The organism is Acinetobacter sp. FB (genome assembly GCF_056033405.1).
The window spans coordinates 1,876,679-1,902,515 of sequence record NZ_CM148502.1 but is presented as its reverse complement, the minus strand read 5'-3'; the positions used below and the strand labels follow the sequence as shown (position 1 = coordinate 1,902,515).

The window sequence follows — 25,837 nt, the reverse complement described above, 5'->3', positions numbered from 1 at the left end:
TTATTGCAGAGAGTGTGCCAATCTTCTTGTTTTTATTTTAATGAATTTTAAGTTATTGATAATTTTCATAAATAAAATAATAAATATTTTTTACAAGAGAAAGTGAATAGAATTTCTATATGTAAAATATATCTAAATAGATATGAAAGTATTAAAAAAGATATGTGATCTATATGTGGTTTTCATTGATAGATCACATAGGAGAAAAAATTATGATGATGCAACGATTTTTGAAAGTTGACCTGTTTCATTTAAGCTAAATTGATCAAAATCATGGGCTAAATAGAAATTGCCTTGATAAAATTCACGAACTTCCTCAGTAATCGCTTGTTGTCCAAGACTATCCTGATGACGAGGGCTAAAATGAGTAAGGATGAGATTGCTTAAATTCTGCTGCTGCGCAAATTTAGCCACCATTTTGGCAGAACTATGCATTGGACCTTGACCTACTTTATCCAAAATTGCTTGGGTATATGTTGATTCATGAATGAGTAGTTGAGCATCTTCACAAGCATCAGCTAATAATTCAGGTTGATCATTATCGCCGCCAACAATGGCATGTACGCGCTGCGTTTGTATTTGAATAAAATCAGTCGCTGTTAAGATTTTCTCATTAAATTGAATATCTTGACCTTGTTGTAAATCACCCCAAGCCTTGCCTTTTGGTACGCCCAATTGAGTTAAAGCCTGTGTATCTAATTTCTTTTGGGTATATTGCGCGATAATACTAAATGCAAAACTCGGTACACGATGGCTTAATGGATGGGCTTGAATCGAAAGTTCATCTGTCAGTTGTTGTATTTGAGTCGCGTCATTGACATCAATAAAGTTGAGTGGATAGGGTAAATGTAGGTCAGTCAGTTGCGCGGTGACTTCAATCCACTGTTGAATTTGTTTGGGTGCAATAATGGTTAAAGGGGCAGTTCGTGCATTCATGCCTGCACTTGCTAATAAACCGACGAGTCCATAACAATGATCGCCATGGACATGGGTAATACAGATTGCGATCAAAGTTTGTAAAGAAAGCTTAGCTTGCTGAATCCGATGTTGAGTACCTTCACCTGCATCCACCAGAATCCAGTCTTTATTCTTACTGTTACGAACTGCCAAAGCAGAAACGTTGCGTGTCAGTGTGGGCACACCTGAAGATGTGCCTAAAAAAGTAAAATGCAGCATATTGTTGGAATTCTTCACTGAAATGCGTATTGTATATTATAGGTATTTATAAAATATTATAGAAATCATGGCGAATGCAAAAAAAACTGTCGTTATTGGCTTTGTGGGTTCTACCTTAGATCAAGGGAAACGTCCTGAACGTTGGCAGCGTTGGCGTCCAACGCTGAGTCTACTCATGCATGAAGATTTCATCGTGGATGAGCTAGTTTTATTGCATGATCGACAACACCGTAACTTGGTCGATTTTATTCGAGAAGATGCAGCCGAAGTTTCTCCTCAAACCACAGTTTCAGGATATAAAATTAGTATCCGTGACCCTTGGGATTTTGCCGAAGTCTATGGTGCGCTATATGACTTTGTAAAAATGTACCCATTTGATACTGAAAAAAATAACTACCTTTTGCATATCACGACAGGCACACACGTTGGTCAAATCTGTTGGTATCTATTAGTCGATGCCAATTATTTGCCCGCCAAGCTGATTCAAAGTGCACCCAATCAACAAAAAACACCAGAAGGTGAATATCGCATCATTGATCTGGACTTGTCTCGCTATGATGTTCTCAAGCAGCGTTTTGAAGATGAACAACAACAAAACTGGCAGCAACTAAAAGCCAATATTTCAACTTATAACCCCGAATTTAATCAACTGATCACTGAAGTTGAGTTGGTGGCAACGCGTTCCAGCGCACCGATTTTGATTATGGGTGCAACAGGGGTTGGAAAATCGCATTTAGCCAAACAAATCTTTCAATTAAAGAAAGATAAGTTTCATTTGAATGGCCGCTTTATTGATGTCAACTGTGCGACCTTACGTGGTGACAGTGCCATGTCGAGTTTGTTTGGTCATATTAAAGGAGCATTTACAGGCGCAGCGGCTTCGCGGACAGGTCTATTAAAAAGTGCCGATCAGGGTATTTTGTTTTTGGATGAAATTGGGGAGCTTGGGCTAGATGAGCAAGCGATGCTGCTCAAGGCGTTGGAGGATAAATCCTTTTTTCCTGTCGGAAGTGACAAAGAGGTTCAGGCAGATTTCCAGCTGATTGCAGGAACAAATCGAGATCTAAGAACTGAAGTGCAGGCAGGTCGTTTCCGAGAGGATTTATGGGCGCGATTGAATACATGGACTTTCTTTTTACCCAATCTTAAAGATCGAATTGAAGATATTGCTCCGAATATTGAATTTGAGTTGCAACGCTTCGCGGCAAATCAGCAACGCCAATTACGCTTTCAACGTGATGCACTCGATGTGTATTTGAAATTTGCCAAGTCTAAAGAAGCATCATGGCAAGGCAATTTTCGTGATTTAACTGCCAGTGTGACGCGATTAGCGACATTATCCAGTGGTGAGCTGATCCGTTCAGAAACAGTCGAAAAAGAGATTCAGCGTTTAAAGCAGTTGTGGTCGATTCAAACCACACAAAGTGAATTTAAGGAAAAGGATGTTCTACTCAAGTATTTAGATCAAGCGCAGTTGAGCGAGATCGATGAGTTTGATCAGATTCAACTGCGTGGGGTGCTGCAAGTCTGTGAAAATGCCAAGTCGATGGCGGATGCTGGACGTCAATTGTTTGCAGCTTCACGCCAACAACGTAATACCACCAATGACAGTGACCGAGTCAAAAAGTATTTGGCTCGGTTTGGCTTATGTTGGGGGGATTTTCAGTAATCATTCAATTGGATGGTTTTTCTTTATTTGGGATTGGCTGGGTAGAAACTCTAAGTTCCAAAGTTTTTCGGCATGTCGGCCAATCCACCAGAACGACACAGCGAGCAAAATAAAGAAAATGGCTTTGTGCATGCCATTCCAGAAGAACTCAAAATACTTGGTGTAGAGGTTAATAAATAAGAAGGTGATACCAAAACCACGTGAGGTGGCATCATCATGTTTTAAACCATAGACAATCGCTATGATGGCAATAAACGCGAATAAAACACCCCAATGCAACAGCTCATATTGTTTAACGCTATACCAACTACTCAAATCCCCATAATTGCCAAAGATTGAGAGAATCCATAAGGCAATAAACAGGTAGAGTAGGCCCATGACATAAGTTGAATGTGCAAAGTCTTTAAAATGCACATAACGTTTAAACAGCAAGCTTAATCCAATCAGTGTGCCACCAAACAAGACAAAGCGTAAAGGAAAGTTCATCCCAAGATAATAAGCACCCCAACCTGACATATAGCCTGTTTCCGTCCCAAACCATGAGCCGAGTGATAGCAGCGAAAACACCCAGATCAGTTTAGAAGGGAACCAGAAGGCAAGTGCTGCATAAATGATGGTGGAGAGCAGAAATAATAAAGAGAAATGTCCACTACCAGTATCAATGGCTTGGCCAAAATAGGCGACAGACGCTGCGGTAGAGAGCACGCCTGCAAAAATAATCGCTTCATTGCTAAATTGATGCAGCGGTTTGGTTTTGCGTCGATGATATGCAAAGCCATAAAAGGCTGCTGCAACCACAGCAAAAATCAAACAAGGAATGATTTTGGAATCAATAAAGATTTTTTCAATCAATTCCATCAAGAATTTATCAGCGGTAATTGCAGCAATGGCAATTACGGCACAAATCATTGAAATCCAGAATGAGTATTTTGCCAAACGTTCCCAATCAAAAGGTCGAATCGAAAAACTCTGATTTAAATTATTGGCAACATCGGGCGTAATCGTGCCTTGTTGTTGCCATTGTTCAATGGTTTGCTTTAAAAAAAGTCCTTGTTTTTTATTTAATTTCATTTAAGAACCCGAATGTCTGTACATCTATACTGATATAACAGACATTGGATTCAAAACACGTATATTTTTCTTAGTAATTTGTTGTTAAGTCTACAGTTTTAAAAAACGAGCAATGACTTGACGCAACTGTTTTAGATAACCTGTAAAGAAATGATTGGCACCTGGCAAAATCGTGATCGGATGTTTTTGTGGTTTTGCCCACGCGATCATATCTGAGAGCAGGGTAATATCATCCTGCTCACCGTGAACAAAGAGAATGTCGCCGTCAATTGCAGGGGTTTTATAATGACGTAAATCAACCACCGAGCCTGTAGGTAAGCCACATAACACCAACTGTTTAGGACGTAATTCATCGCTGAGTTGTGCTTGGCATTTTGCCAGTACATGTGAACCAAAGCTAAAACCACCTGCATAGAAGGTTAAACCTGCATGCTTCTCACGGGCATATTCAATCACAGCCATAATGTCATCAGTCTCGCCGTGCCCTTGGTCATGTGTGCCTTCACTGCCAGCTAAGCCACGGAAGCTAGGGCGGTAAACCACGCACCCCATCTCATTAAAAATCTGAGCCAGTAAAACAGGGACTTTATGATGCGGTGTACCACCTTGTAAAGGATGTGGATGGCAGACGACAGCAAAACCTGTGATTTCACCTTGGGGTTGATCAACAAACATTTCGATTTGACCAACAGGACCTTGGATGAATAATTGCTCAGACATAAGATACGCAATGGATAATGGAAGAATCCACTATTTTACCGATAAAACTGAACGAGACCACGAATTGGCATTAAAAATTATCAGCTGTTATAGTTTCACCAAGATAAATTTATTTTTGATTGATTATGCTTGCTTTAATTTCTCCTGCCAAAACACTTGATTACACGACGGCTTTACCAACGGACACTTATACTCAACCTCGTTTATTAGAGCAATCTCAACAGCTGATCGATGTTTGTCGTAAGCTTTCAGCGACAGAAATCGCCTCATTGATGACGGTAAGTGAAAAAATTGCCAACTTAAGTACAGAGCGTTTCCGTGAATGGAATGCTGATTTTGATTTTTCCAATGCACGCCAAGCGATGTTTGCTTTTAAAGGGGATGTGTATACAGGTCTGGATGCCTATCACTTAAAAGATCAAGATATTGATTTTGCCCAACAGCATTTACGTATGTTGTCTGGTCTTTATGGTTTATTACGTCCGTTAGACTTGATGATGCCGTACCGTTTGGAAATGGGGACTAAACTAAAAAATAAGCGTGGTCATAATCTATATGAATTTTGGGGCAGTATTATCACTGATCAAATTAACCAAGATTTAGCTGAAATTGATGCAAAAGTATTGGTAAATTTAGCTTCTGACGAATATTATAAATCTGTGAATGAAAAGAAAATTCAGGCAGAAATTATCAAGCCTGTATTCTTGGATCAGAAGAACGGAAAATATAAAGTCATTAGTTTCTATGCGAAAAAAGCGCGTGGGCTGATGGCAAGATATTTGATTGAAAATAAATTAAGCCAAGTAGAACAATTAAAAGCATTTGATAGTGACGGGTATTACTTTGATGCTGAAAGTTCATCAAATAAAGAATTGGTCTTTAAGAGAGATGAGCAACACGCAGCTTAGATTTGCCTTGGGCAGGGTGGGATGTTAACCAAAGAATATTTATTAAAACACGCAATATCGTCTGATCAAGTCCAAGTGAAAGGACATTTGACTGAACCTCGGAGTTATGGGGTATATGCATTGCCTTTAGATCGAGATGGAAGCAGACGTTTTCGTTTTGGCAATCATCCCGTACGTCAGCAGGAACTGAAACATGAGTTTGGTTCCTGCACTTTGTATCAACTTTTTCTTGAGCGTAAAGATGCTGAATCATTGGCAAAGTGGCTGAATAAAGAAATCCAATGAGGCTTAGCAATGCCACAATATTTAACTTTATTAGAAAAATCATGGTTTGAGCTGCATCAGCATTATCATTTTTCTGAACCACAGAAAGTTTTTAATAAGTTGATTGCTGCCTATAGTGAAAAGCAGCGGGCTTATCATACGCTGCAACATTTATATGAGTGCTTGGCTTTGCTGGAGTCGATTCGAGCGGATTTAAATGATGCGGATGCTGTAGAACTGGCGCTCTGGTTTCATGATGCGGTTTATGATCCGCAATCAAAAGATAATGAGTTAAAAAGTGCTGAATTATTTGAGCAATATTTGATTCAAGATCTATCAATTGATATCGTTCAAAAGATAAAGCGATGGATTCTTGCCACACAAAAGCATGAAGTAACGAATGAACTAGACTTACAGTTTTTACTAGATATTGATTTGGCGATTCTAGCTGCTTCACCAAAGCGATTCGAGGAATACGAGCAACAGATTCAAAAAGAGTATGCGTGGGTTGATCCTGAAGTTTATTTGATTAAAAGAAAACAAGTTCTAGCGCATTTTTGTCAGACAGAACCGCTGTATCAAACGGAATATTTTCAACAGAATTTCGAGCACAGAGCGAAAGAGAACTTAAAATTTAAGCTTTTTTAGAGAATTAAGAATTTCAATAATTCTCTAATAATCTTTCTTTAGTAAAACTCAGATATTAGGACAATAATTTTCATAAAGCGTTGTTAAAACAACCCGTAACTTAGGGTCACTAATTGAATAAAAGATTTGCTTTCCATCCCGACGTGTAGAAACTACATTACTTTTTCTTAACATCATAAGCTGCTGTGACAGGGTAGGTTGTAGGATATGAGTAGCTTCTTCAATTTGAGACACATTTAATTCTTGTTTGGCTAAATGACATAAAATAATTAAGCGATCTGTGTTTGCCAAAGACTTAAGTACATTGACAATAGAGCTTGCAGACTCTCTCATCACGTTGATCTCTATATCCTTTTGCATACTTTTCTCACTACATTCAAGCCGAACTTAGTATAAGGTGAGAAAAACATAAAAATGTATTAAAACTTGAAAAATACAATGGTTTTTTGTGAATATCTATATCAGTGAAACTTATATTTGTCATTAATAATGCTTAGACTTTAAAATTTGGGAGTCTAGATATTTTTAGCAATGTTAGAAATATTAGCAATTGTTAAAATCTTCTAAACAATAAAATTATGTAATTAATTTAATTAATGAATATGAAAAATTTTAAAATTTTATTTGTACTTGCAGAAAAAGTGTATATAATGAAAAACAAGACAGAAAGATCTGTCTGCATAAGAAGGATCGGGATGTGCAATTTGTACGACCGCCAGAGGGTAATATTTTTATTATTCTTTTTACAACTCAGACGCAAGCGTGAGCCACAATAATAACTATAAATCACGCTTTATTTTTTATATTTTCAATTTCATATTATTTGTTTTTACTCAACTTTCTGAGAATTTTATGATGCCATTTGCTTTTCAAAATTAATTAAATGTTCTACGCGAGTCCAATACTCACTCATTTCAACTGAGTTTTTATTTACATGAGCTTGGATGGTCATTCCATCTAAAATACTTACGATTAATGTAGCCAAGTGGGTCGGGCTTCGAATATCTAAATTAGTCAGTAAGTTTTGGATCAAGGCTGTTAGCCATATTTTATATTGTGTCGCAGGTTCAAGGGTTGAAGGGTAAATTTTAATCACTTCTTCAAGTGCTTTTTGGAACATACAGCCGTTAAAGTCTTCGCTTTGGAACCAAGCGTTGTACCATTTGAATATTGATTCAATTTGCTCTAAATAATTTGATTGATCACATTGAGCTAATGTTTCATTCAATGAGGTTTGAAGATTAATATTACGTTGAAGCAAACATTCCTCAATAAGCTTTTCCTTCGATGGAAAATATTTATAGAATGTCATTTTTGCAACGCCTGACTCACTAATAATTCGATCAACCCCAATCGAATTGTAGCTATGCGAGTTAAAAAGTTTTAATGCTGTGTTAATAATATCTTCTTTTTTTGACATACAAGCCTCGAATTCGCTCTCTGCTAATATGAGCTGAGCATTATTTGCATTTCATCATGCAATTTTGGCACGAATTTTACATTGTATTAAAGAAATATCATAGAAAAAAATAACATTATTTATTTAATTGATTCTTGAATTTACAGTTTATTAGTTATTTTTTAGTTAAATATATGAATTAATTAAACTAATTTAAATAAAATACAGTAATTATAAGGTGATTTATAACTCTATAATATGAATTTAAACTAATTCACATTTATTTAAAATTATGATAATTAAATAATAAAAGTCAGTTATTAAGTTTTTAAGATAAATAACTGACTTTTATATAATTTATTAAAAATTAGCTTCTTGGTAAAGTCTCAATTAAACGCACAAAATTTTGATAAAGCGTTGATTGTTGAGTAGGTGTATATACAGGGCGTTTAATTGTGCCTTTATTGGTTTGGATCATTAAATCGACATTTTTTGCATTTCTCAGTTCATTAAGAAATAAACTCGGGATAACAAAAGTATTTGATGAGCGTTTAGGAATGAGGCGATTGATGTACTTCTGCTGGGTTTTTCCAACAGGCTCATAACTGAATAATTTATTATCAACGCTGAATGTCATACCTGTAATGTCATAATATTCATAAGTACTACTCAATGCCACGTCAATTTGTAGGCGATCTTTTTGCTGCTTATCCCATTCCACGACAACATTTGGACAAAGTTCATTTGACTTGCAACTTAATGAACCTGCTGTTGCAAGTTGACTTATATTTGTCGAATCTAATGTTGGATTTGTTAGGTTACTACAACCACTTATTGCGATAAATAGGCTAAGACAACCAAGTACTTTTTTCATATTTAACTTCTCGAGTTTATTTCTATTCAGGTGTTAATGATGTAACTCTGGACCAAGAAATTCAAATGGTTTTGCAATTTTAAATTGATCAGTCGCATCGCCAGCAAAAGTATTTTGTTGGTCTTTACCGAGATCTAATTTACGCGTGACACCATCTTTAAAGTTAATTTTCTTTAAGTCCACCCAGAAAACATTAGGAGATACAGCAGATTCAAAAAAGTAGAGTAGTTGTTTATGATCTGCAACTGTACGCCAACGTGTTGAAGAAATATTGGGCTCTTCCTCTGTATTTAAACCGAAAGGAACGGATGCATTACGTATAACACTAAAGACTGAGGCAATTGCTTCTTTTGAATTATCATTTTTAGGTATAGCGTTGATATAAAATGATGCTCGCGCAAATCTATCGGATGCTCTATTCGTTCCTGGTAGCATTACAGTGCCACCAATTTGCTTCCAATAGGTATTTAATGCCAGTTGTTGATCGAAGATAGGGGAGTTGGTCATAACTTGATATTTCTTATCATGATGGATGACTTGTTTTCCATTAATGTATTCAATTATTGCACTATCACCAGTTTTGTCTGAAATTGATAAATGAAGTGTTGCGAGCCTTTGTTCACCAGGAACACTGTCTGTAATTAGTATAAATGGTTCTTTTTCTAAGGCTGTCACTGCTTCCGATACAGTCGCATAGTTATCAAGCACATATTGTGCCCATGCAGAAATACTTAATTGTGGCTTATTTGATTGTTTTGCATTTGGATATTCTGATTCAACTAGCCATAACACATTTGCCATTAGACCAGCTTCGTTCATTCCATCCGTACTTGATATATCATAGCCTGAAGCGATGACACTGCCATATTTCGATTTCCATTTAAGCGATTTAGGACCTGCATTACTATCACGGTTTACGCCACTCGGCATGATCCATAGGTTGGTTCCAACATCTACTTTCCAATCCATTGATCGTGCTGTAATGATGTGATTGTCATTGCCTAAATATACTGCTCTAGTACAAGCTTGTGCTGTTTGAAGTACGAATGAAGATGCGATCAATGAACAAAATAGTGTTTTTTTAAACATATTGATTCTCCGTTATAGTAAAGAATAATTTAGATATAATTTATGTTTTAAGTTGTTATTAGTCAGTCTATGAAAAATATGATCTCTTTCAAGACTTAAAATGTAATCATTATAAAAAAGTTTTAATTTTTTATGTCAAATCATTAAAGTAGAAATAGTCGAAACTACTTCTACTTTAATTAGAGGAAGTATCAGGCTTAATGAGGTGGTAGCAACATAATAACTGCTTGACTCAGTAACAATACGATATCTTCTAAAATATCCGTATGATTAAATTCTTCATCAAATGCTAAGCTTGCGCCATCTGCAATTTGTTTCAGTTGTGCTTGGAAAGATTGAGAAATACAGATATTTTCGCCATTTGCCCAAAAGTCTAATAATTGATCTTGTTGTCTATATAGCAATCTTGATGCGGGTTCCAGAATAAGTTGATAGCCGCTATTAATAACTTCAAGTAAATCATCTACCACAATTTCTTCTGGCTCAGGAATACTATTGGGATATTTAGACTCACTCATGTATGCCATGATTGCAGCATCAAATTCTGGTGCTTGAGTGAGATAATCAAGTAATTGAGTCTTGAGATAAGAAAACTCGGTATTATTTATTTCTCCAATAGCATTTGTTTTTATGCGAGTAATATCCGCGAGAGGATTTGTTAAGACTGAGTTTTTTGCGAATTGTTCACTGAGTCGATCTGTCATTTCAGCTAAATTTGGCATACGGAAGCCAAATGAGAAAGTTAAACAATCATCTTCAGCAACGCCATAATGAGCAAGACCAGGTGGTACATATAATAGATCGCCAGGTGCGAGTACTTCATCAAAATCTACATTCATTTGAGAAAGTACTTTTAATGGTTGATCTGCAACAAACTCTGTTGATTCATCACACATTTGACCGAGTTGCCAACGGCGATGACCATGCCCTTGTACAAGGAATACATCGTAAAAATCAAAGTGCTTACCAACAGAGCCACCTTTAGGTGCGTAAGAGACCATGATGTCATCGCGGCGCCATTGAGGAATAAATGGGAATTTTTTCCAGAGCTCAGCAATATCAAAAGAATAATGGTCCACCGCTTGAACTAGAATAGTCCAAAGATTCGGTAACTTTTGGAAATCGCCTTTAGTGAGTGGTGATGATTTTACATGCCATTCATTTGGATTTTTATTTTTTTGACGAATCAAGCGAGCACTGACATCTTCTTCTAGCGCCAGTTCTTTGACATCTTCGGGTTCTAATAAACCCATAATTTCAGGCATTGCATTGCGAACTAACAGTGGTTTTTTTTGCCAATATTCATTCAGGAATTGTTCTGCGGTAATACCGCCGAGTACCGCTAAGGATTCAGACATGTCAAAGAGACCAGCAACTTAAAAATTATGGTGTATTCTCTATTGAGTTGAATATCGGTGCAAGTCTTGTGATGATTGTAAGTAAATCTATAAGAAATTCAGTTTAAAAGCTCCAGAAAGTATTTAATCTTGATCAATTAGAAATGGACTCGTTCACAGCCTTTCAAAAAAACAGTATGCTTAAGATGCAGAAAGGAGCATACATGTATCAAGTACTGGCAAGAAAATACCGTCCTCGTAATTTCAATGAGTTAGTTGGGCAAAACCATGTTTCTCGTGCTTTAACCAGCGCATTAGAACGTGGGCGTTTGCATCATGCTTATTTGTTTACAGGAACGCGCGGTGTCGGTAAAACCACGATTGCCCGTATTTTAGCCAAATGTTTGAACTGCGAGACAGGCGTGACCTCAACGCCGTGTGAAGTTTGTGCAACTTGTAAAGCGGTAAATGAAGGTCGTTTTATTGATTTAATTGAAATCGATGCGGCATCTCGGACCAAGGTTGAGGATACTCGCGAGTTACTCGACAATGTGCCTTATGCGCCAACGCAGGGTCGCTTCAAAGTTTATCTGATCGATGAAGTGCATATGCTTTCAACGCATTCATTCAATGCCTTGCTCAAGACACTGGAAGAACCACCTGAGCATGTGAAGTTCCTCTTTGCAACGACAGATCCACAAAAACTGCCGATTACCGTCATCTCGCGCTGTTTGCAATTTACCTTACGTCCTTTGGCCGTCGATGAAATCACGGAACATTTGACAGCAATTTTAAATAAAGAGCATATCGAAGCCGATCAAGATGCGATTTGGCAAATTGCAGAATCTGCACAAGGTTCATTACGTGATGCATTGTCTCTGACAGACCAAGCAATCGCCTATGGTCAAGGTGCAGTCCATCATCAAGATGTTAAAGATATGCTCGGTTTGATTGACCGAACTATTATTTATGATTTGATCTTGGCAATTCATCAAAATCAGCAAGCACGAGTAAGTCAGCTACTTCTACAATTTAGACAGCAAGCTTTAGACGTGTCTTTGGTTTTGGATCAATTGGTTTCTACCTTGCATGAACTGGCATTGTTGCAATACTTGCCTGATCTTGCTTTGAAATATAGTGAAGAAATTAACCAGAAGATTCTACAATTGTCGAAACTCATTTCTGCTCAAGATTTGCAGTTGTATTATCAAATTGCCTGTAAAGGTCGAGCTGAGTTGCAACTCGCGGTAACGCAAGAGCAAGGCTTTGAAATGACGGTGTTGCGTTTACTGGCGTTTAGACCTTTGACTTTGAATGAAGTTACCGTAACTGCAACACCTGTTACGCAAATTACAGCGCCTGAAGCACATCAGCCCGTACAGGATTTAAGTATAGAAAATCAGTTTGCAGTTCAGCAAGAAACGGTTAGCGTTGAACCTGAACCTGAACCTGAACCTGAACCTGAACCTGAACCTGAACCTGAACCTGAACCTGAACCTGAACCTGAACCTGAACCTGAACCTGAACCTGAACCTGAACCTGAACCTGAACCTGAACCTGAACCTGAACCTGAACCTGAACCTGAACCTGAACCTGTTGCGCAAAATCCAGATAGCAGCTTAATGGTGTTTGATGCAGAAGATGGGCAGTTGATTGGATTTGACGCATCAGCATCAGCGAAAATAATTCAAGCGAGTATTACAGATTCGGATGAGGTTTTAATTTTCCCTGTTGAACAGAATCTTGAAAGATCTGCTCAACTAGATGATCTACATCTTGAATATCAACCAGCAGCGACACCTGAACAACTTGTTCCAGTCATTGATGGGCAGCTTGCAGAAACAGTTGTCGAATCACCGGTCATCGCAGTTTCTTCTACTCAAGAAAAGTCAAGTAGCTTAATGCCTCAAGACATTCTAAAGTTGCCTGAGCAAACATTAGAAGGTGAGTGGAATCTGGAAAAATGGGAATACTGGTTTAGAACCAGTCAGCTTTCACCAGCTGTTCAGGAATTAGCCCAACATGGTGTAATGCAAGGGCAGATCAACGGCACTTCTATTTTCCAGATTCCTCAAGAATATGAAGGTATGTTGTCGCAATTGCAGCATGGCTTGGAGGATGCATTAAAAACACAATGGCCACAAACGCTGTTCAGCGTTCAATATGGTGCTGTTAATTCCAATACGCCTTTAGTTATGCAGAATGAGCGTAAAGAAAGAGCTTATCATCGGGCGATCGAATTATTAAGCAAGGAACCAACGATCAAAAGTCTAGTGGAAACTTTTGATGCAGAGTTACATAATATTCAATTGAAATCTTAACGATTCTAAGTAAGAGGCAAAACGGAAACGTTTTGCCTCTATTCATTTATACGGTCGGCAGCAAATATTCGAAGAGTGTAGGGCGCATTGCATCTGGAATTGCTGTGCTTTTTCGGCTTACCCGATCCACAAATACATGGACAAAATGCCCTTGAGCAGCGGCTTGCTGCTGACCTTGTTTAAAGATCGCCAGCTCATATCTGAGTGATGAATTCCCTATTTTGCCAATCGCAACACCAACCTCAACGACTTCTGGAAAGGAAAGTTCTTGCAAAAAACTACAGGCAGAGTCAACCACTAAGCCAATAATTTCACTGTTGTGAATGTCAAAACCAGTTTTTTGAATCAGTAATGAATTGGCTGCGGTATCGAAATAACTATAATATGTCACGTTGTTGACGTGGCCGTAAATATCGTTATCGGCCCATCGAGTTTGGATTGGAAAAAAGAACTTAAATTGTTCGCGCTGTTTTAAAGTCGGTTTGCTCATGCGTAAATCGCCTGATAGATATCTAATGCATCTTGCTCTGTCATTTCCCTTGGATTGTTCTGCAACAGTCTGGTTTGTAGCATTGCATCTTTTGCTAACTGAGGTAACTTAGCCTCAGGAATGTCTAAATCTTTTAATTTCAATGTTAACCCACTTTGGTCCAAATGATTCTGCATATGATCAATAAATAGATCACATAAACCATCTGTGCAACCTGTACTACGTGGATCTAACAGTTGCATAAGCTCTGCATAGTGCTGCTTGGCCTTAGGTGCATTAAACTTAAGCACTTCAACTAAAACTAAGGCATTGGTATGTCCGTGTGAAAGATGGAAATGTCCGCCCAATGGATAGGCGAGAGCATGGACTGCCGCGACTGGGGCATTAGCAAATGCTTGACCAGCAAGCATTGAACCGACCAACATATTTTGGCGAGCTTCTAGATCAGCACCATTTTTCAATACTTTAGCTAAATTATGATTTAATAATTTCAGTGCATTTTGGGCTAACATATCTGCATAGAAGTTCTTTTTAACATTTGAAGTATAGGCTTCAATTGCATGTACCATTGCATCAATACCTGTTGCAGCCGTGATGTGAGCAGGCAGACCTTGTGTAAAAGTTGCATCTAAAATGGCCACATCGGCATATAAAATTGGTGCTACCACCCCCATTTTAGTGGTTGCACCTGTTGTGACAATCGAGATTGGTGTGACTTCTGAACCTGTTCCAGCTGTTGTTGGAATAAGAATGAGTGGTAAACGCGGTGCTTTAGCTTGGTTTACCCCATAGATTTCACTCAGTTTTTGCGGTTGTTTAGGGTGTGCGAGCAAGGCAATGATTTTAGCCACGTCCATGGAACTACCACCACCAAAACCGATGATCACATCAATTTGCTCTTGTGTCGCAAAATCAACAGCTTCTAATACAATATGCTCTGGTGGATCTGCTTGGATATCGGAATAAATAAGGTACTCGAGACCAATCTGAGTCAAGATTTCTAAAATGGGTTGATGCAATTGATGCTGTATCATCCCTGCATCAGTGACAATTAATGCTTTTTGATAATTTTGTTGAGTAAGCACATTTTTAAGTTCTTGTATCGAACCGAGCCCCGAGATAATGTTGGGAACAGTTTGAAATTGAAACGGGTTCATACATACATCCTTATTTTTCATCATAAATACATCATTTTTATATCAAGTGAGTATAATTTTCACTGTCCAAATAAATTAGCATAAGATGCTGTGATGTGTTCAAAAATGATAACGGTTGATGATGGTTAATATACTTAGTGTCACTGATTCACTTTTTAAAGGTTGCTCAGAGCAAAGCTTAAGTAAAAAAGCGATTCAAAGAAATCAACAAATAGTACTGTTCACTATAGCGATCAATAAACGAGAGAAACTTAAATTCGCTTAGCCAATGCATCAAAATAAGTCAGTATCGAGCACGTTATATTAAAAAACTCCATTAGCTGTATTGTAAGTGGCATATATTTCAAAAGAAAAATAGAATAGTCATCATAATCGTTTTTACAAAATGTGCTAGATCAGTACGATATTGTGAATAATGTAAATGTTGCGCGGGAAAGTGACATTAAATAATTTTGGATAGCCAAGGAAGGCTATATTTGGTTGCATTAGATGATCTTTTTGCAAACAACTGGTTGGCTAGAGTTTAAGTGAATAGATCATCACAACTCTTTTGTAAGTAGTAACCTCCTGTGGTTGAATTTGATTAAATATTGATCCAATCAAAACATAGGGACGCAGTATATTTATTTTCTAATTAACATGTAAAATATAGTTACGAAGAAATTATATAATGGATTAATTTAATGAAAAAAAATATATTTTTATTTTTTGCTTTAACTATTTCTTGTATTGCAAACTCTGCAGACTATAAGTGCATCGTAAGCGGAAATATCATTTATCAGGATAAGCCATGTGCAAATCAAAAAGGTGCAACAAAGCAAGATAATTTTATGAAAGAAGAACAATATAATTATTTTGATGTTAAGGCACTTCAAACTGGTGAAGAAGAGGAGAATCCTTGGGATAACATTGTTGCACCGATTGTATCTAAATGCACAGTTTCATATTCTAGATGTTGGGATAAAAAAGGTATCATTTACTCTTTAAGATCAGATAAAAAATATAATCAATTAAAAGGTAGTGGAAAAACATGTGATTTTATTAGAGGGCGAATGATGTGCAGTGAAAAAAAGTACCCTAATTCTAACTTATGAGTAAAAGCCTTTAGAGGATGCTATTTTATGATTTGGTTTCAAAAGTTTTAATTATCATAATACTTTACCTAGATTGATTGAAAGTCGTGCTAAATATGGTAAAGCAAAAGTAAAGGCGTAAACAGCACTTTTGTTCTGAGTTTAGTTTAAGTCTATCAAAAGCTGTTTCTGTATCTTACAGGTATATTTTTAGATACCTTACAAATCTAAAGTACAAGTTTTAACTATTTTTATTATATTTAGCACACTCTCGCATCATCAATCAAGGTGTTAAAATATATTTCTATTATCTAATACATTTTATTTTTAAAGCATATTAGCAAATTTTACGTTGTATAAACGCTTAACTTGATCAAGTTAAATAATCAAGTTAAGTGAAATTTATAGCGGAATTGAGACTAAGCTTATTGATTTATATAAACCCCAACACATAAGATCAATACTCCAGGTATCATGGAGATAAAGCTTAAAGCCTTACTTCCTAAAGTGCTTCGGATTTGGTTATAAAAGATGTGAGGGCTAAATATCATTCCAGAGACTGATAAAATAAATCCCATAATTATCAAAAAATTTGAGAAAAAAGCTGGCATAGTTTTATTACTTTTAAGTAAGCTTTAATTGTCAACAATATAATACAAATTTATAACATTTTTCAACATCAGGTATATTTTTTTATTTGTTTGATAGCTATTCATCCTCTATAGTCAATATTCATCGTTACTATTTCCTTTCAAATCAAAGCAATTTTTGACAAAATACCTGATGTCACAATGTTTAATTCACGTATGATCACATTTAAGCAGTTTGCAGGAATTTTGTATGCAATATTTATATTTTTTTAAAAAACAAAACCTTGGAATATTTTTTTAATGGAAACACCATATAGGGTTCTATGCGTTTGTTTAGGGAATATTTGTCGTTCTCCTACAGCAGAAGCAATTCTCAGACATTATTGTGAGACACATGGTTTAAATGTGGTGGTCGATTCTGCGGGAACCAGTAATTATCATCCAAACAAAGCGCCTGATTTACGTAGTCAAAAACATGCCATACAACGTGGTTATGATTTATCGACATTAAGAGCAAGACAAATTGTTTTAGCAGACTTTGTTGAGTTTGATCTTATTCTTGCGATGGATCATGAAAATTTTGATGATATTCAGGCATTAATATCAAAAGCGGTAAATCAATTCGGTGCTGATCGAATTCGAGCCAAGATCGCATTGATGAGTGAGCATGACCCTCATTTTATGCAACAAGCTGTTCCTGATCCTTACTACGGTGGATCGGATGGATTTGATCGAGTACTTGATCAATGTGAATCTAGCAGCCAAGCATGGGTTAACGTTTTTAAAAAGCAAATGAAAGTAGGGTAATAGGATTTAATTTAATATGCAGGTACAAGCACAAGTTCAGCTTAAAAACTTTAATACATTAAATTTGAATGCTATTGCTTCGCATTATGTTCAAATCAATCATCCTGATGATGTTATCGAGGCATTAAACTTTGCTGAGCAACACAATTTGAATGCTTTGATTTTATCTGGTGGAAGTAATGTGTTATTACCCCAACAGATTCAAGCTTTGGTGTTGCATTTAAATATACAAGGGATAAATTTTCTCGCCGAAGATGATAATACCATCACAGTTAAAGTAGGTGCTGGACAAGTATGGCATGACTTTGTGTTGCACAGCACTCAACAACAATGGTTTGGTTTGCAAAACCTCGCACTCATTCCCGGTTTAGTGGGTGCATCACCTGTGCAGAATATTGGTGCCTATGGTGTCGAAGTTGGCGAGTTTATCGATTCTGTTCAAGTCTATGATCGTCAACTAAAAGTGTTTGATTCTATTTCAGGTTCAGACTGTCACTTTGCTTATCGCCATAGTATTTTCAAAGACTATCCAAACCGCTACATCATCGTGAGTGTTACTTTCAAATTACTAAAAAAAGCTGATTTGAAGTTGAGTTATGGTGATCTTAAACAAGCTGTTGGAGAGGAATTCACCGCTGAAAATTTACAAAATCAGGTGATTCATATTCGTCAAAGTAAATTGCCTGATCCAAAAGAATTTCCAAATGTTGGAAGCTTTTTTAAGAATCCAATTTTGACTGAAGCTGAATTTGGCAAAATTGCTCAACATTTTCCAAATATTCCCCATTATCCTCAAGCACATAGCAATGTTAAAGTTGCAGCTGGTTGGTTGATTGATCAAACAGGTTGGAAAGGTAAACAACTTGGTTCGGTTGGAATGTTTGATAAACAGGCATTGGTGTTAGTGAATTATGCAGATGCGACATTAGCTGATGTTAAAAATACCTATCAAACTGTACAAAGTGATGTAAAACAGAAGTTTAATATTCAATTAGAACCTGAACCAGTGCTGTATAGTGAGCAAGGCTTAATCCAAGCGCATCATGTATAAGGAATTTTATGGATAAAGTACATTGGATGATTGGCTTAGTACGAATCATAACTATATTTTTCGTGCTATTAGGCTGCTTTGTACTTTTTTTATATTCGCCATTTTATTCGCAATTGGTTGTAAAGGGGCTAAACCGATTTGTGCCTGTTGATGTGAATGAAGTTGCTGCACAAAGTCAAAAAACAGCTGCGTTAAGCGAGCATGAAACTTTGGAGCCAGGGTCTAATTTGTGGATTGCGCGCCAAGCTTATCTCAAATTAATGGAAAAAACATTTCAGTCTGAAAAACCTGAAGATTTAAGATTAATTCAAGCACGTTATAAATTATTACAACAACTGATTACCGAAGAGCAAGAACGCGAAAATGTAGAAGAAAATCAGCAGACGAATATTCCATTAATGGCCGAGAAATCAGAACAGGAACAAGAGAGTTCTGCTGTAGCGGCAAGTACGCCAATGGACTTTTTACAATGGAATACGCCTGATAATCAGGCTTTAATGGGAAAATATATTGCTTTTTTAGAAACATATCCTGTTGAATTACCTGTTTATCCAGATGAAAAAGACGAGACAAATAAAGATTTAGTTGATTTGAAGAAGAACAAGGATGGAATGAATGAGTCGCAAGGATTGTCTCAGCCATATGCAATTGTTGTTTTAGGCGGTGGCTTGACACTTGGTGCAAATGGTAAAGATATTGTTGTAAATAACTATACACGTCTTCGGTTGGAAAAAACTTTGCAAGTCGAAAAGCAGTATCCTCTTCCTATTGTTTTAAGTGGTGTTGAAGCACCTTATATGCAAGCTTGGCTGAAAGAACGCGGCATAGAAGCGAAGCTTCTAGAAAATAGAAGCATGAATACCTGTGAAAACTCCAGATTTAGTTCATTATTACTGCAAAAGAAAGGTGGCGCACCGACAGTCATTCTCATCACAGATGAATATCATATGCCACGAACAAGACGTTTATTTGCACTCAATGGAATTGAAACTGTTCCTGTGATCGCACCGATGCCAACAACATTGACAGACTGGCGACCAAGTGAACAAAACTATGATCACAGTCGTCGCGCTAACTATGAATTGCTAGCAACGATTCGTGATACGCTTTTTGGCTCAAGTGATTGTCGAGAGATACCATAATATGTCCAATATTCCATTTTTAAATCCGACAATACTTAAACAATTGGATTTACCTATCCCTAACAGAGAAACAACGCCTCAGCTTTTAGAGCCGCTTGATTTGTCAAAAATAATAGAACCTTCAAAAGCACTACAAGCCTATAGAAAGCTTTATGGTTTAGATTTACTTGAATGCGAACACTGGCAAGGCTATGTTGAAATGCCATTATTTCGTTTACATGTACAAGTATTTCAGCCTCAGCGCGAAAAGATTTTAGGTACTGTATGCTTATTACATGGATACTTAGAGCATAGTGGTATTTATCAACCCATCATCAAAGAAATTCTTGATCAAGGATTCAGTGTTATTACATACGATCTGCCCGGTCATGGATTAAGTAATGGTTCACCAGCAAGTATTCAGAATTTTGACCATTACCAGCAAGTATTGCATGCAGTTTATGATGTTGTTCGTAGTGCTAAACAACTACCAAAACCATGGTTAGGAATAGGGCAAAGTACTGGTGGTGCAATTTGGATGCATCATTTACTTGAATTTGCTGAGCGTAGAGAAGATCCGATCGTTAATCGAGTGTTGCTCTTATCGCCATTAATTCGACCTGCAAAAACAGCTTGGTGGCATAACTCTCTTGGTTTGGGAATTATTCGTCGGATAAAGAGCCAAGTACCACGACATTTCCGTCGTAATAATCATAACCCTGAATTTTTAAGATTTATTCGCCTAACTGATCCATTACAGCCTCGAATGATGGGGATGGATTGGATTTTAGCAATGTCTAAATGGATGTTAGAAATGGAACATCGACCTGCATGTCGTATTCCTGTATGGCTTGCTCAAGGTACACTCGATCAAACAGTAGATTGGCGTTATAACATTGAATATATTCGCCGTAAATTTAGATTACAGACCTTGTTGATGTTGGAAGAGGGTTCACATCAATTGATTAATGAGCGTGCAGATATTCGAGCTGCTTTGACTGGATTGATTCCTGCATTTTTACATGCAAAACCAAATCACCACTACTACTAGTGGTGATTTTTTATAACTTAATCATTGCTGGAATTAGAATGTATTAGCATCTGCTAATTTCCACATTCTATAGTAGAAATTTTCTTCATCGTTCAGATCATTTTGCAGTAATTCATTTTCTTTGAGAAAAAAATGAATCTGTGCATAATTTTTGATTTCACGATCATTCATACGCTGGGCAAGATGATGGGCTTTAATATCAGATGGATGCTTTAAGCCTGCAGCTGCAATCATTTCTGATAATGCATGTAATGTATTTTTATGAAAATTAAATACACGTTCTGCTTTAGTCGGAACATCTATCGCTTTTTGACGATCTTGATCTTGCGTTGCAACTCCAACAGGACATTGGTTCGTATGACAACTTTGCGCTTGAATACATCCCACAGCAAACATAAAGCCTCGTGCTGAATTAACCCAATCAGCGCCTAAAGCAAAGGTGTTCGCAATATCAAAAGCACTAATCATTTTTCCACTGGCACCAATTTTGATTTGTTGTCGTAAGCCTGCACCTATTAAAGTGTTATGTACAAAGCGTAAGCCTTCTCTTAAGGGGGTGCCGATATAATCACTAAATTCAATTGGTGCTGCCCCTGTACCCCCTTCAGAGCCATCAACGACGATAAAGTCAGGGATGATTTGGGTTTCAAGCATTGCTTTGACAATACTCATAAATTGCCAAGGTTGACCAATACACAGTTTAAAACCCACGGGCTTTCCACCAGATAGCTCTCTAAGTTTTTGAATAAAGAACATCATTTCGATAGGTGTATTAAAACTTGGATGCTTCGCAGGAGAAATACAATCTTGGTCTCTAGAAACACCTCGTATTTCTGCAATTTCCTGCGTAATTTTATGCTTTGGTAATATTCCGCCATGTCCGGGTTTCGCGCCTTGAGAGAGTTTTAGCTCAATCATCTTAATTTTGGGATTTTGTGCTTGTTGTCTAAATTTCTCTGGATCAAATAGTCCATCAGCAGTTCGACAACCAAAATAGCCACTTGCAATTTGCCATACGATGTCACCACCATTTTCCAGATGATAAGGGCTCAAGCTACCTTCACCCGTATCATGATAGAAATTTCCTAGATGAGCACCTTTGTTGAGTGCACGAATTGCATTCGCACTTAAACTTCCAAAACTCATGGCAGAAATATTCATTATGGATGCACTGTAGGATTGACTACATTGGCTATTGCCAATCTGTACGCGAAAAGTGCTTGGGTCAGCAGGCGGGCATGGAGAAATTGAATGAACGATAAAGCGATAGTTTGGTTCATAAACATCGATAATTGAACCAAATGGCTTGTCTGCATTTTCATTTTTTGCACGTTGATAAACAAGACTACGTTGCATTCTTGAAAAGGGTAATGCATCTTGATCAGACTCTATAAAGTATTGTCTGATCTCAGGTCGAACATCTTCAAAGATAAAACGGAAATGCCCTAAAATAGGATAGTTTCTGAGTATTGCATGCTTTTTTTGCAATAAATCATGTAGACCCAAGAGGCTTAGTAAGCTGGTGACAAGCCATAGCGTATTTAATAACGTATCTGAAATAAAATAATAAATGGTATGTGGTGTATAAATCGTTCTAAACCAAGTAATGGTTAAAGCAGTAAAAATACAAAGAAACCAAACCGAGTGTCTTGAAAAGAAAGTATTAAGTAATTTATGTCTTATTGCTTGAGCAGGGCTAGCCATAGGCAACAATTTCCTATAATTCAGCAGTAGTCAAACCATGCCCTGAACCTATGCAATCTACAAGTAACGAATTGTTAGATTTGATAATTATTTTTAATTGACTTGTAACACATCGGGATTTATTTACTCGATTTTTAAGAATGTCAGATTTTGATATGGCGTGCTTGTTTTTTAAATTTTATTCTAGTGAAAATTCACCTAATTTTGGTGAGATTGAAACCTCATTAAATTACACAATTCATAATTAAATTATGTATTGCATAAATTTAATCTTTCTTGTAGCATGGTTTTATGGATTAAAACCAATACTGAGAATAGGTTTTCTAAAAGATGTATTGGTTGTGATAAGGACAGGAAAGGTTTCAATCAGGATGTTTTTGAGACACTTATAAAAACACTTGTTACCTTTTCTAGTAAGTTAAGCAGATGCTATTGATTGTTATACATAAGCATGTGTTTAGTATTCAAACGGATGAATTTATCTAAATAAGGGAAACTAGATGGACATTTTAGATAACCCATTAGAACTATGTGGTTTTGCTTTTATTGAGTTTGTTTCGACGGAAAATGGCTTAGATCAAATTTTTGAAACAATCGGTTTTTCTAAAGTAGCAAAACATAAATCTAAAAAAGTTTATTTATGGCGCCAAGGTAATATCAATATCATTTTGAATTATCAGCCTGAATCTTATGCTTCATTCTTCTTCAAAGAACACGGTCCATCTGCATGTGCAATGGGGTTTAGAACCCGCGATGCGGCTAAAGCATTTAAAAATGCTGTTGAGCTTGGTGCTGAGCCGATGTACACACAAGCTGGACCGATGGAACTCAATATTCCTGCGATTAAAGGAATTGGCGGAATGCCAATTTTCCTTGTTGACCGTGATATTTATTCTAATGACTTCGTCTTCTTTGATGATGTAGATAAAAATCCAAAAGGCGCTGGTTTAAACGAAATTGACCATTTGACTCACAATGTCTACAAAGGGCGTATGGATTATTGGGCAAATTTCTACGAGAAGATTTTTAATTTCCAAGAAATTCGTTATTTTGATATTAAAGGAGAATATACTGGCCTGACTTCAAAAGCTTTGACTGCACCTGATGGCATGATTCGTATCCCATTAAATGAAGATTCAGATAAAGGTAATGGTCAAATTGCCGAATTCTTAGCAGATTTTAATGGTGAAGGCATTCAGCATATTGCTTTTATTACTGATGATTTGCTTTCAACATGGGATAAATTAAAAGGGTTAGGTTTGGAGTTTATGACACCACCACCAGAGACTTATTACGAAATGTTGAAGGATCGTTTACCAGCACATGGTGAACCGACTGAAGAATTACAAAAGCGTGGTATTTTACTAGATGGTAATACCAAAGATGGTCAGAAAAAGTTGCTGTTGCAGATTTTTTCTCAAAATATGCTTGGACCAGTGTTCTTTGAGTTTATTCAACGTAAGGACGATGATGGTTTTGGTGAAGGGAACTTCAAAGCGCTATTTGAATCAATTGAACGTGATCAAATCCGCCGCGGTGTATTAGAAGCAAAATAAAAACTTTAAAAATAGAAAGCCAAGAAATTTATTTCTTGGCTTTTTTCGTTTGAAAATATTTATCGTGTTTGAATAAATTGATTGATTGCATCGACTTCGCGTTTAAACAATTCGAGTTTTTCACTGTCTTGATGTACAGGTAAAAACATTTCACTATCTAAAGCAACAATACAAAATTCCACCGAGCGGTGAGCATTGAAGATAGGAATACCGACAGCATTGATTCCAACGAGTAAATCTCCTTGGGCAATCGCCATACCATATTCTAATGTTTTCTCTTTTAAGGCGATGAAATCATTCCAATCGTTCGGCTTGATCGGATAATGATTACGAGTCGCTTTATCCCATTCAGCCTGCATAAGGGGCTTAATAACTGCTTCAGGTAAATATGAGGCAAACACACGACCTGCAGCAGAGTTGACCAAAGGCATAATTGAACCTACTTTGGTCACAATTGAAATCGGGTGGTTTGATTCGATTGACTGAACAACCAAAGGACCTTGAGGTGACCATTTGCTAATCTGGATGCCACAACCGATCTTACTTTGTAATTCATAAATTAAATGCTGAACCAGTTGTAAAACATCTGTATGTTGAATACAGCTCAGACCTAAACGCCAAGCTTGATCTCCTAAAGTATATTGCCCATCATCTAACTGTTTGGCGTAATTCATACGAATTAGGCTAACCAAATAACGATGTACTTTGGCAGGATGCATATCTAGCTTATGAGACAGATCTTTCAAAATAATTGGTTTATTGTGTTCTAAAAGTGCATTGAGTACGGTTAAACCTACCTCAAGAGATTGAACCCCACCAGATAACTTTTCTTCAATCATTCAATAGCCCTTAATCTAGATTCTCTTTAGTGGTGTTCTATGGATCATTTTTACAATATCAACTCAGCACATAATGCCTGAGTAATGGATAAAATAAAAATCATCTTTTTAAATGACTTAAATAGGTGAATTGTATAAGCATATTCTGATGATTTATATTCTTACACTTCGCCTTATCATATTAAAAATAAACTTAAGGATGCGACTTCGATGAAATTTAGGCAATAAAAAATCGGTATTAAAGCTATATTTCTTCAATACCGATAGAAACTTATGCTGCAAGTGTATTTCTGATTTCAATACCAGTTGCTGCTTGTATTTCATCAAAGCTAACTTGTTCTGCTAACTCAACAAGTTCCACACCGTGTTCTGTGATATCGAGTACACCTAAATCACTGATAATACGATTCACAACCTGACTACCTGTTAGAGGTAAGGTACAGTTCTTTAGGATTTTGGGTTGACCATCTTTGGTGGAGTGCTCCATCAAGACGACAACTTTCTGTACTCCAGCAACTAAATCCATTGCACCACCCATGCCTTTAACTTTCTTTCCTGGAATCATCCAGTTGGCAAGATCGCCTTGTTCTGATACTTCCATTGCACCTAAAATGGCCAAGTTAACACGTCCACCACGAATCATCGCAAATGATTCAGAACTTGAAAAGAATGCACCACCATTTTTTACAGTCACGGTTTGTTTACCAGCATTGATTAGATCTGCATCGACATGTTCTTCAGTCGGAAATTCATCAATACCCAATAACCCATTTTCAGACTGTAACCAAACATCTATACCAGGAGGAATATAGTTTGCTACTAAGGTTGGTAAGCCAATACCCAAATTTACATAAAAGCCATCTTGTAATTCTTGAGCTGCACGTTGTGCCATTTGTTGTTTAGTCCATGCCATGACTCACTC

24 protein-coding genes are annotated in these 25,837 nt (G+C 36.9%); 11 read left to right on the top strand and 13 right to left on the bottom strand.

Going from position 1 to position 25,837, the window contains the following annotated elements; genetic code table 11:
* Nucleotides 1–210: 210 nt before the first annotated feature.
* A complete protein-coding gene (locus tag AC0JIQ_RS08900) occupies nt 211–1,176 on the bottom strand; it encodes a ribonuclease Z (protein WP_474201410.1) in 966 nt (321 codons plus the stop codon).
* A 67-nt stretch (nt 1,177–1,243) separates the two neighbouring features.
* On the opposite strand from AC0JIQ_RS08900, the gene rtcR reads away from it, so the two are divergent.
* Nucleotides 1,244–2,845, top strand: a complete 1,602-nt coding sequence (gene rtcR, locus AC0JIQ_RS08895) for an RNA repair transcriptional activator RtcR (protein WP_474201409.1) — start codon at nt 1,244–1,246, stop codon at nt 2,843–2,845.
* On the opposite strand, the gene AC0JIQ_RS08890 is transcribed toward rtcR, so the two are convergent.
* Nucleotides 2,846–3,916 carry a DUF2157 domain-containing protein gene (locus AC0JIQ_RS08890; RefSeq protein WP_474201408.1) on the bottom strand — a complete coding sequence of 357 codons (1,071 nt, stop codon included), beginning with the start codon at nt 3,914–3,916 and terminating at the stop codon, nt 2,846–2,848.
* A 90-nt stretch (nt 3,917–4,006) separates the two neighbouring features.
* A complete protein-coding gene (locus AC0JIQ_RS08885; protein WP_023269578.1) occupies nt 4,007–4,636 on the bottom strand; it encodes an alpha/beta hydrolase in 630 nt (209 codons plus the stop codon).
* Nucleotides 4,637–4,761: 125 nt separating this feature from the next.
* Here AC0JIQ_RS08885 and yaaA point away from each other — a divergent pair, with 125 nt between their 5' ends.
* The 3 genes from yaaA to AC0JIQ_RS08870 are packed head-to-tail and all read left to right on the top strand — an operon-like array spanning nt 4,762 to nt 6,456.
* Entirely contained in the window at nt 4,762–5,544 is a 783-nt protein-coding gene (yaaA, locus tag AC0JIQ_RS08880; RefSeq protein WP_474201407.1) for a peroxide stress protein YaaA, read from the top strand.
* A gap of 21 nt (nt 5,545–5,565) precedes the next feature.
* Nucleotides 5,566–5,829, top strand: a complete 264-nt coding sequence (locus AC0JIQ_RS08875; protein ID WP_004661930.1) for a hypothetical protein — start codon at nt 5,566–5,568, stop codon at nt 5,827–5,829.
* A 9-nt stretch (nt 5,830–5,838) separates the two neighbouring features.
* On the top strand, nt 5,839–6,456 hold the full coding sequence (locus tag AC0JIQ_RS08870) for an HD domain-containing protein (RefSeq protein WP_474201406.1): 618 nt from the start codon (nt 5,839–5,841) through the stop codon (nt 6,454–6,456).
* Nucleotides 6,457–6,504: 48 nt separating this feature from the next.
* Here AC0JIQ_RS08870 and AC0JIQ_RS08865 read toward each other — a convergent pair whose 3' ends face one another.
* The 5 genes from AC0JIQ_RS08865 to AC0JIQ_RS08845 all read right to left on the bottom strand — a co-directional run bounded on the left by AC0JIQ_RS08865 (nt 6,505) and on the right by AC0JIQ_RS08845 (nt 11,176).
* Nucleotides 6,505–6,816, bottom strand: coding sequence for an ArsR/SmtB family transcription factor (locus tag AC0JIQ_RS08865; protein ID WP_005159825.1), 312 nt, complete (start codon nt 6,814–6,816; stop codon nt 6,505–6,507).
* A 490-nt stretch (nt 6,817–7,306) separates the two neighbouring features.
* Nucleotides 7,307–7,876, bottom strand: coding sequence for a TetR/AcrR family transcriptional regulator (locus AC0JIQ_RS08860; protein ID WP_241283382.1), 570 nt, complete (start codon nt 7,874–7,876; stop codon nt 7,307–7,309).
* A 346-nt stretch (nt 7,877–8,222) separates the two neighbouring features.
* Complete coding sequence (locus AC0JIQ_RS08855) at nt 8,223–8,729, bottom strand: hypothetical protein (protein WP_474201405.1); 507 nt, start codon at nt 8,727–8,729, stop codon at nt 8,223–8,225.
* Nucleotides 8,730–8,762: 33 nt separating this feature from the next.
* Complete coding sequence (locus tag AC0JIQ_RS08850; RefSeq protein WP_474201404.1) at nt 8,763–9,818, bottom strand: linear amide C-N hydrolase; 1,056 nt, start codon at nt 9,816–9,818, stop codon at nt 8,763–8,765.
* Between the two features lie 197 nt (nt 9,819–10,015).
* Nucleotides 10,016–11,176, bottom strand: coding sequence for a JmjC domain-containing protein (locus AC0JIQ_RS08845; RefSeq protein ID WP_474201403.1), 1,161 nt, complete (start codon nt 11,174–11,176; stop codon nt 10,016–10,018).
* A gap of 203 nt (nt 11,177–11,379) precedes the next feature.
* Here AC0JIQ_RS08845 and dnaX point away from each other — a divergent pair, with 203 nt between their 5' ends.
* The gene (dnaX, locus tag AC0JIQ_RS08840; RefSeq protein ID WP_474201402.1) at nt 11,380–13,476 is read left to right on the top strand and encodes a DNA polymerase III subunit gamma/tau; all 2,097 of its coding nucleotides are present in this window, start codon (nt 11,380–11,382) and stop codon (nt 13,474–13,476) included.
* A gap of 46 nt (nt 13,477–13,522) precedes the next feature.
* Here the strand turns inward: dnaX and AC0JIQ_RS08835 are convergent, their stop codons facing one another.
* Both AC0JIQ_RS08835 and AC0JIQ_RS08830 read right to left on the bottom strand, forming a co-directional pair.
* Entirely contained in the window at nt 13,523–13,966 is a 444-nt protein-coding gene (locus AC0JIQ_RS08835) for an acyl-CoA thioesterase (RefSeq protein WP_474201401.1), read from the bottom strand.
* Nucleotides 13,963–15,123 (bottom strand): iron-containing alcohol dehydrogenase, encoded by a 1,161-nt coding sequence (locus AC0JIQ_RS08830; RefSeq protein ID WP_474203245.1) that lies wholly within the window; start codon nt 15,121–15,123, stop codon nt 13,963–13,965. Before AC0JIQ_RS08830 ends, AC0JIQ_RS08835 begins: the two co-directional genes overlap by 4 nt.
* Nucleotides 15,124–15,806: 683 nt before the next feature.
* Between AC0JIQ_RS08830 and AC0JIQ_RS08825 the strand changes: the two genes are divergently transcribed.
* The 5 genes from AC0JIQ_RS08825 (at nt 15,807) to AC0JIQ_RS08805 (ending at nt 20,816) form a co-directional block, all read left to right on the top strand.
* The gene (locus AC0JIQ_RS08825) at nt 15,807–16,217 is read left to right on the top strand and encodes a hypothetical protein (protein WP_474201400.1); all 411 of its coding nucleotides are present in this window, start codon (nt 15,807–15,809) and stop codon (nt 16,215–16,217) included.
* Nucleotides 16,218–17,086: 869 nt separating this feature from the next.
* Nucleotides 17,087–17,593 carry a low molecular weight protein-tyrosine-phosphatase gene (locus AC0JIQ_RS08820; RefSeq protein WP_046739559.1) on the top strand — a complete coding sequence of 169 codons (507 nt, stop codon included), beginning with the start codon at nt 17,087–17,089 and terminating at the stop codon, nt 17,591–17,593.
* A 16-nt stretch (nt 17,594–17,609) separates the two neighbouring features.
* Nucleotides 17,610–18,644, top strand: a complete 1,035-nt coding sequence (gene murB, locus AC0JIQ_RS08815; protein WP_474201399.1) for a UDP-N-acetylmuramate dehydrogenase — start codon at nt 17,610–17,612, stop codon at nt 18,642–18,644.
* 8 nt (nt 18,645–18,652) lie between these two features.
* On the top strand, nt 18,653–19,786 hold the full coding sequence (locus tag AC0JIQ_RS08810; RefSeq protein ID WP_346508808.1) for a YdcF family protein: 1,134 nt from the start codon (nt 18,653–18,655) through the stop codon (nt 19,784–19,786).
* Nucleotide 19,787: 1 nt separating this feature from the next.
* Nucleotides 19,788–20,816, top strand: coding sequence for an alpha/beta hydrolase (locus AC0JIQ_RS08805; RefSeq protein WP_474201398.1), 1,029 nt, complete (start codon nt 19,788–19,790; stop codon nt 20,814–20,816).
* Nucleotides 20,817–20,849: 33 nt separating this feature from the next.
* Here AC0JIQ_RS08805 and AC0JIQ_RS08800 read toward each other — a convergent pair whose 3' ends face one another.
* A complete protein-coding gene (locus AC0JIQ_RS08800; protein WP_474201397.1) occupies nt 20,850–22,520 on the bottom strand; it encodes an FMN-binding glutamate synthase family protein in 1,671 nt (556 codons plus the stop codon).
* 500 nt (nt 22,521–23,020) lie between these two features.
* On the opposite strand from AC0JIQ_RS08800, the gene hppD reads away from it, so the two are divergent.
* Entirely contained in the window at nt 23,021–24,076 is a 1,056-nt protein-coding gene (gene hppD, locus AC0JIQ_RS08795; protein ID WP_005215973.1) for a 4-hydroxyphenylpyruvate dioxygenase, read from the top strand.
* 59 nt (nt 24,077–24,135) lie between these two features.
* Here the strand turns inward: hppD and AC0JIQ_RS08790 are convergent, their stop codons facing one another.
* Together AC0JIQ_RS08790 and AC0JIQ_RS08785 are read right to left on the bottom strand one after the other, a co-directional pair.
* Complete coding sequence (locus tag AC0JIQ_RS08790; protein WP_474201396.1) at nt 24,136–24,915, bottom strand: IclR family transcriptional regulator; 780 nt, start codon at nt 24,913–24,915, stop codon at nt 24,136–24,138.
* A 271-nt stretch (nt 24,916–25,186) separates the two neighbouring features.
* Nucleotides 25,187–25,828: a 3-oxoacid CoA-transferase subunit B gene (locus AC0JIQ_RS08785; RefSeq protein WP_474201395.1), complete on the bottom strand. Its 642-nt coding sequence runs from the start codon at nt 25,826–25,828 to the stop codon at nt 25,187–25,189.
* Between the last annotated feature and the right edge of the window lie 9 nt (nt 25,829–25,837).

Coding starts and splice junctions, on each gene's coding strand:
- AC0JIQ_RS08845 (WP_474201403.1), bottom strand. CDS start 11,176: ATGTCTGAATCCTTAGCGGTACTCGGCGGTATTACCGCAGAACAATTC.
- AC0JIQ_RS08810 (WP_346508808.1), top strand. CDS start 18,653: ATGGATAAAGTACATTGGATGATTGGCTTAGTACGAATCATAACTATA.
- AC0JIQ_RS08900 (WP_474201410.1), bottom strand. CDS start 1,176: ATGCTGCATTTTACTTTTTTAGGCACATCTTCAGGTGTGCCCACACTG.
- murB (WP_474201399.1), top strand. CDS start 17,610: ATGCAGGTACAAGCACAAGTTCAGCTTAAAAACTTTAATACATTAAAT.
- AC0JIQ_RS08860 (WP_241283382.1), bottom strand. CDS start 7,876: ATGTCAAAAAAAGAAGATATTATTAACACAGCATTAAAACTTTTTAAC.
- AC0JIQ_RS08885 (WP_023269578.1), bottom strand. CDS start 4,636: ATGTCTGAGCAATTATTCATCCAAGGTCCTGTTGGTCAAATCGAAATG.
- dnaX (WP_474201402.1), top strand. CDS start 11,380: ATGTATCAAGTACTGGCAAGAAAATACCGTCCTCGTAATTTCAATGAG.
- AC0JIQ_RS08870 (WP_474201406.1), top strand. CDS start 5,839: ATGCCACAATATTTAACTTTATTAGAAAAATCATGGTTTGAGCTGCAT.
- AC0JIQ_RS08850 (WP_474201404.1), bottom strand. CDS start 9,818: ATGTTTAAAAAAACACTATTTTGTTCATTGATCGCATCTTCATTCGTA.
- AC0JIQ_RS08790 (WP_474201396.1), bottom strand. CDS start 24,915: ATGATTGAAGAAAAGTTATCTGGTGGGGTTCAATCTCTTGAGGTAGGT.
- yaaA (WP_474201407.1), top strand. CDS start 4,762: ATGCTTGCTTTAATTTCTCCTGCCAAAACACTTGATTACACGACGGCT.
- AC0JIQ_RS08805 (WP_474201398.1), top strand. CDS start 19,788: ATGTCCAATATTCCATTTTTAAATCCGACAATACTTAAACAATTGGAT.
- AC0JIQ_RS08855 (WP_474201405.1), bottom strand. CDS start 8,729: ATGAAAAAAGTACTTGGTTGTCTTAGCCTATTTATCGCAATAAGTGGT.
- AC0JIQ_RS08835 (WP_474201401.1), bottom strand. CDS start 13,966: ATGAGCAAACCGACTTTAAAACAGCGCGAACAATTTAAGTTCTTTTTT.
- AC0JIQ_RS08830 (WP_474203245.1), bottom strand. CDS start 15,123: ATGAACCCGTTTCAATTTCAAACTGTTCCCAACATTATCTCGGGGCTC.
- AC0JIQ_RS08820 (WP_046739559.1), top strand. CDS start 17,087: ATGGAAACACCATATAGGGTTCTATGCGTTTGTTTAGGGAATATTTGT.
- AC0JIQ_RS08800 (WP_474201397.1), bottom strand. CDS start 22,520: ATGGCTAGCCCTGCTCAAGCAATAAGACATAAATTACTTAATACTTTC.
- AC0JIQ_RS08865 (WP_005159825.1), bottom strand. CDS start 6,816: ATGCAAAAGGATATAGAGATCAACGTGATGAGAGAGTCTGCAAGCTCT.
- hppD (WP_005215973.1), top strand. CDS start 23,021: ATGGACATTTTAGATAACCCATTAGAACTATGTGGTTTTGCTTTTATT.
- AC0JIQ_RS08825 (WP_474201400.1), top strand. CDS start 15,807: ATGAAAAAAAATATATTTTTATTTTTTGCTTTAACTATTTCTTGTATT.
- AC0JIQ_RS08875 (WP_004661930.1), top strand. CDS start 5,566: ATGTTAACCAAAGAATATTTATTAAAACACGCAATATCGTCTGATCAA.
- rtcR (WP_474201409.1), top strand. CDS start 1,244: ATGGCGAATGCAAAAAAAACTGTCGTTATTGGCTTTGTGGGTTCTACC.
- AC0JIQ_RS08785 (WP_474201395.1), bottom strand. CDS start 25,828: ATGGCATGGACTAAACAACAAATGGCACAACGTGCAGCTCAAGAATTA.
- AC0JIQ_RS08890 (WP_474201408.1), bottom strand. CDS start 3,916: ATGAAATTAAATAAAAAACAAGGACTTTTTTTAAAGCAAACCATTGAA.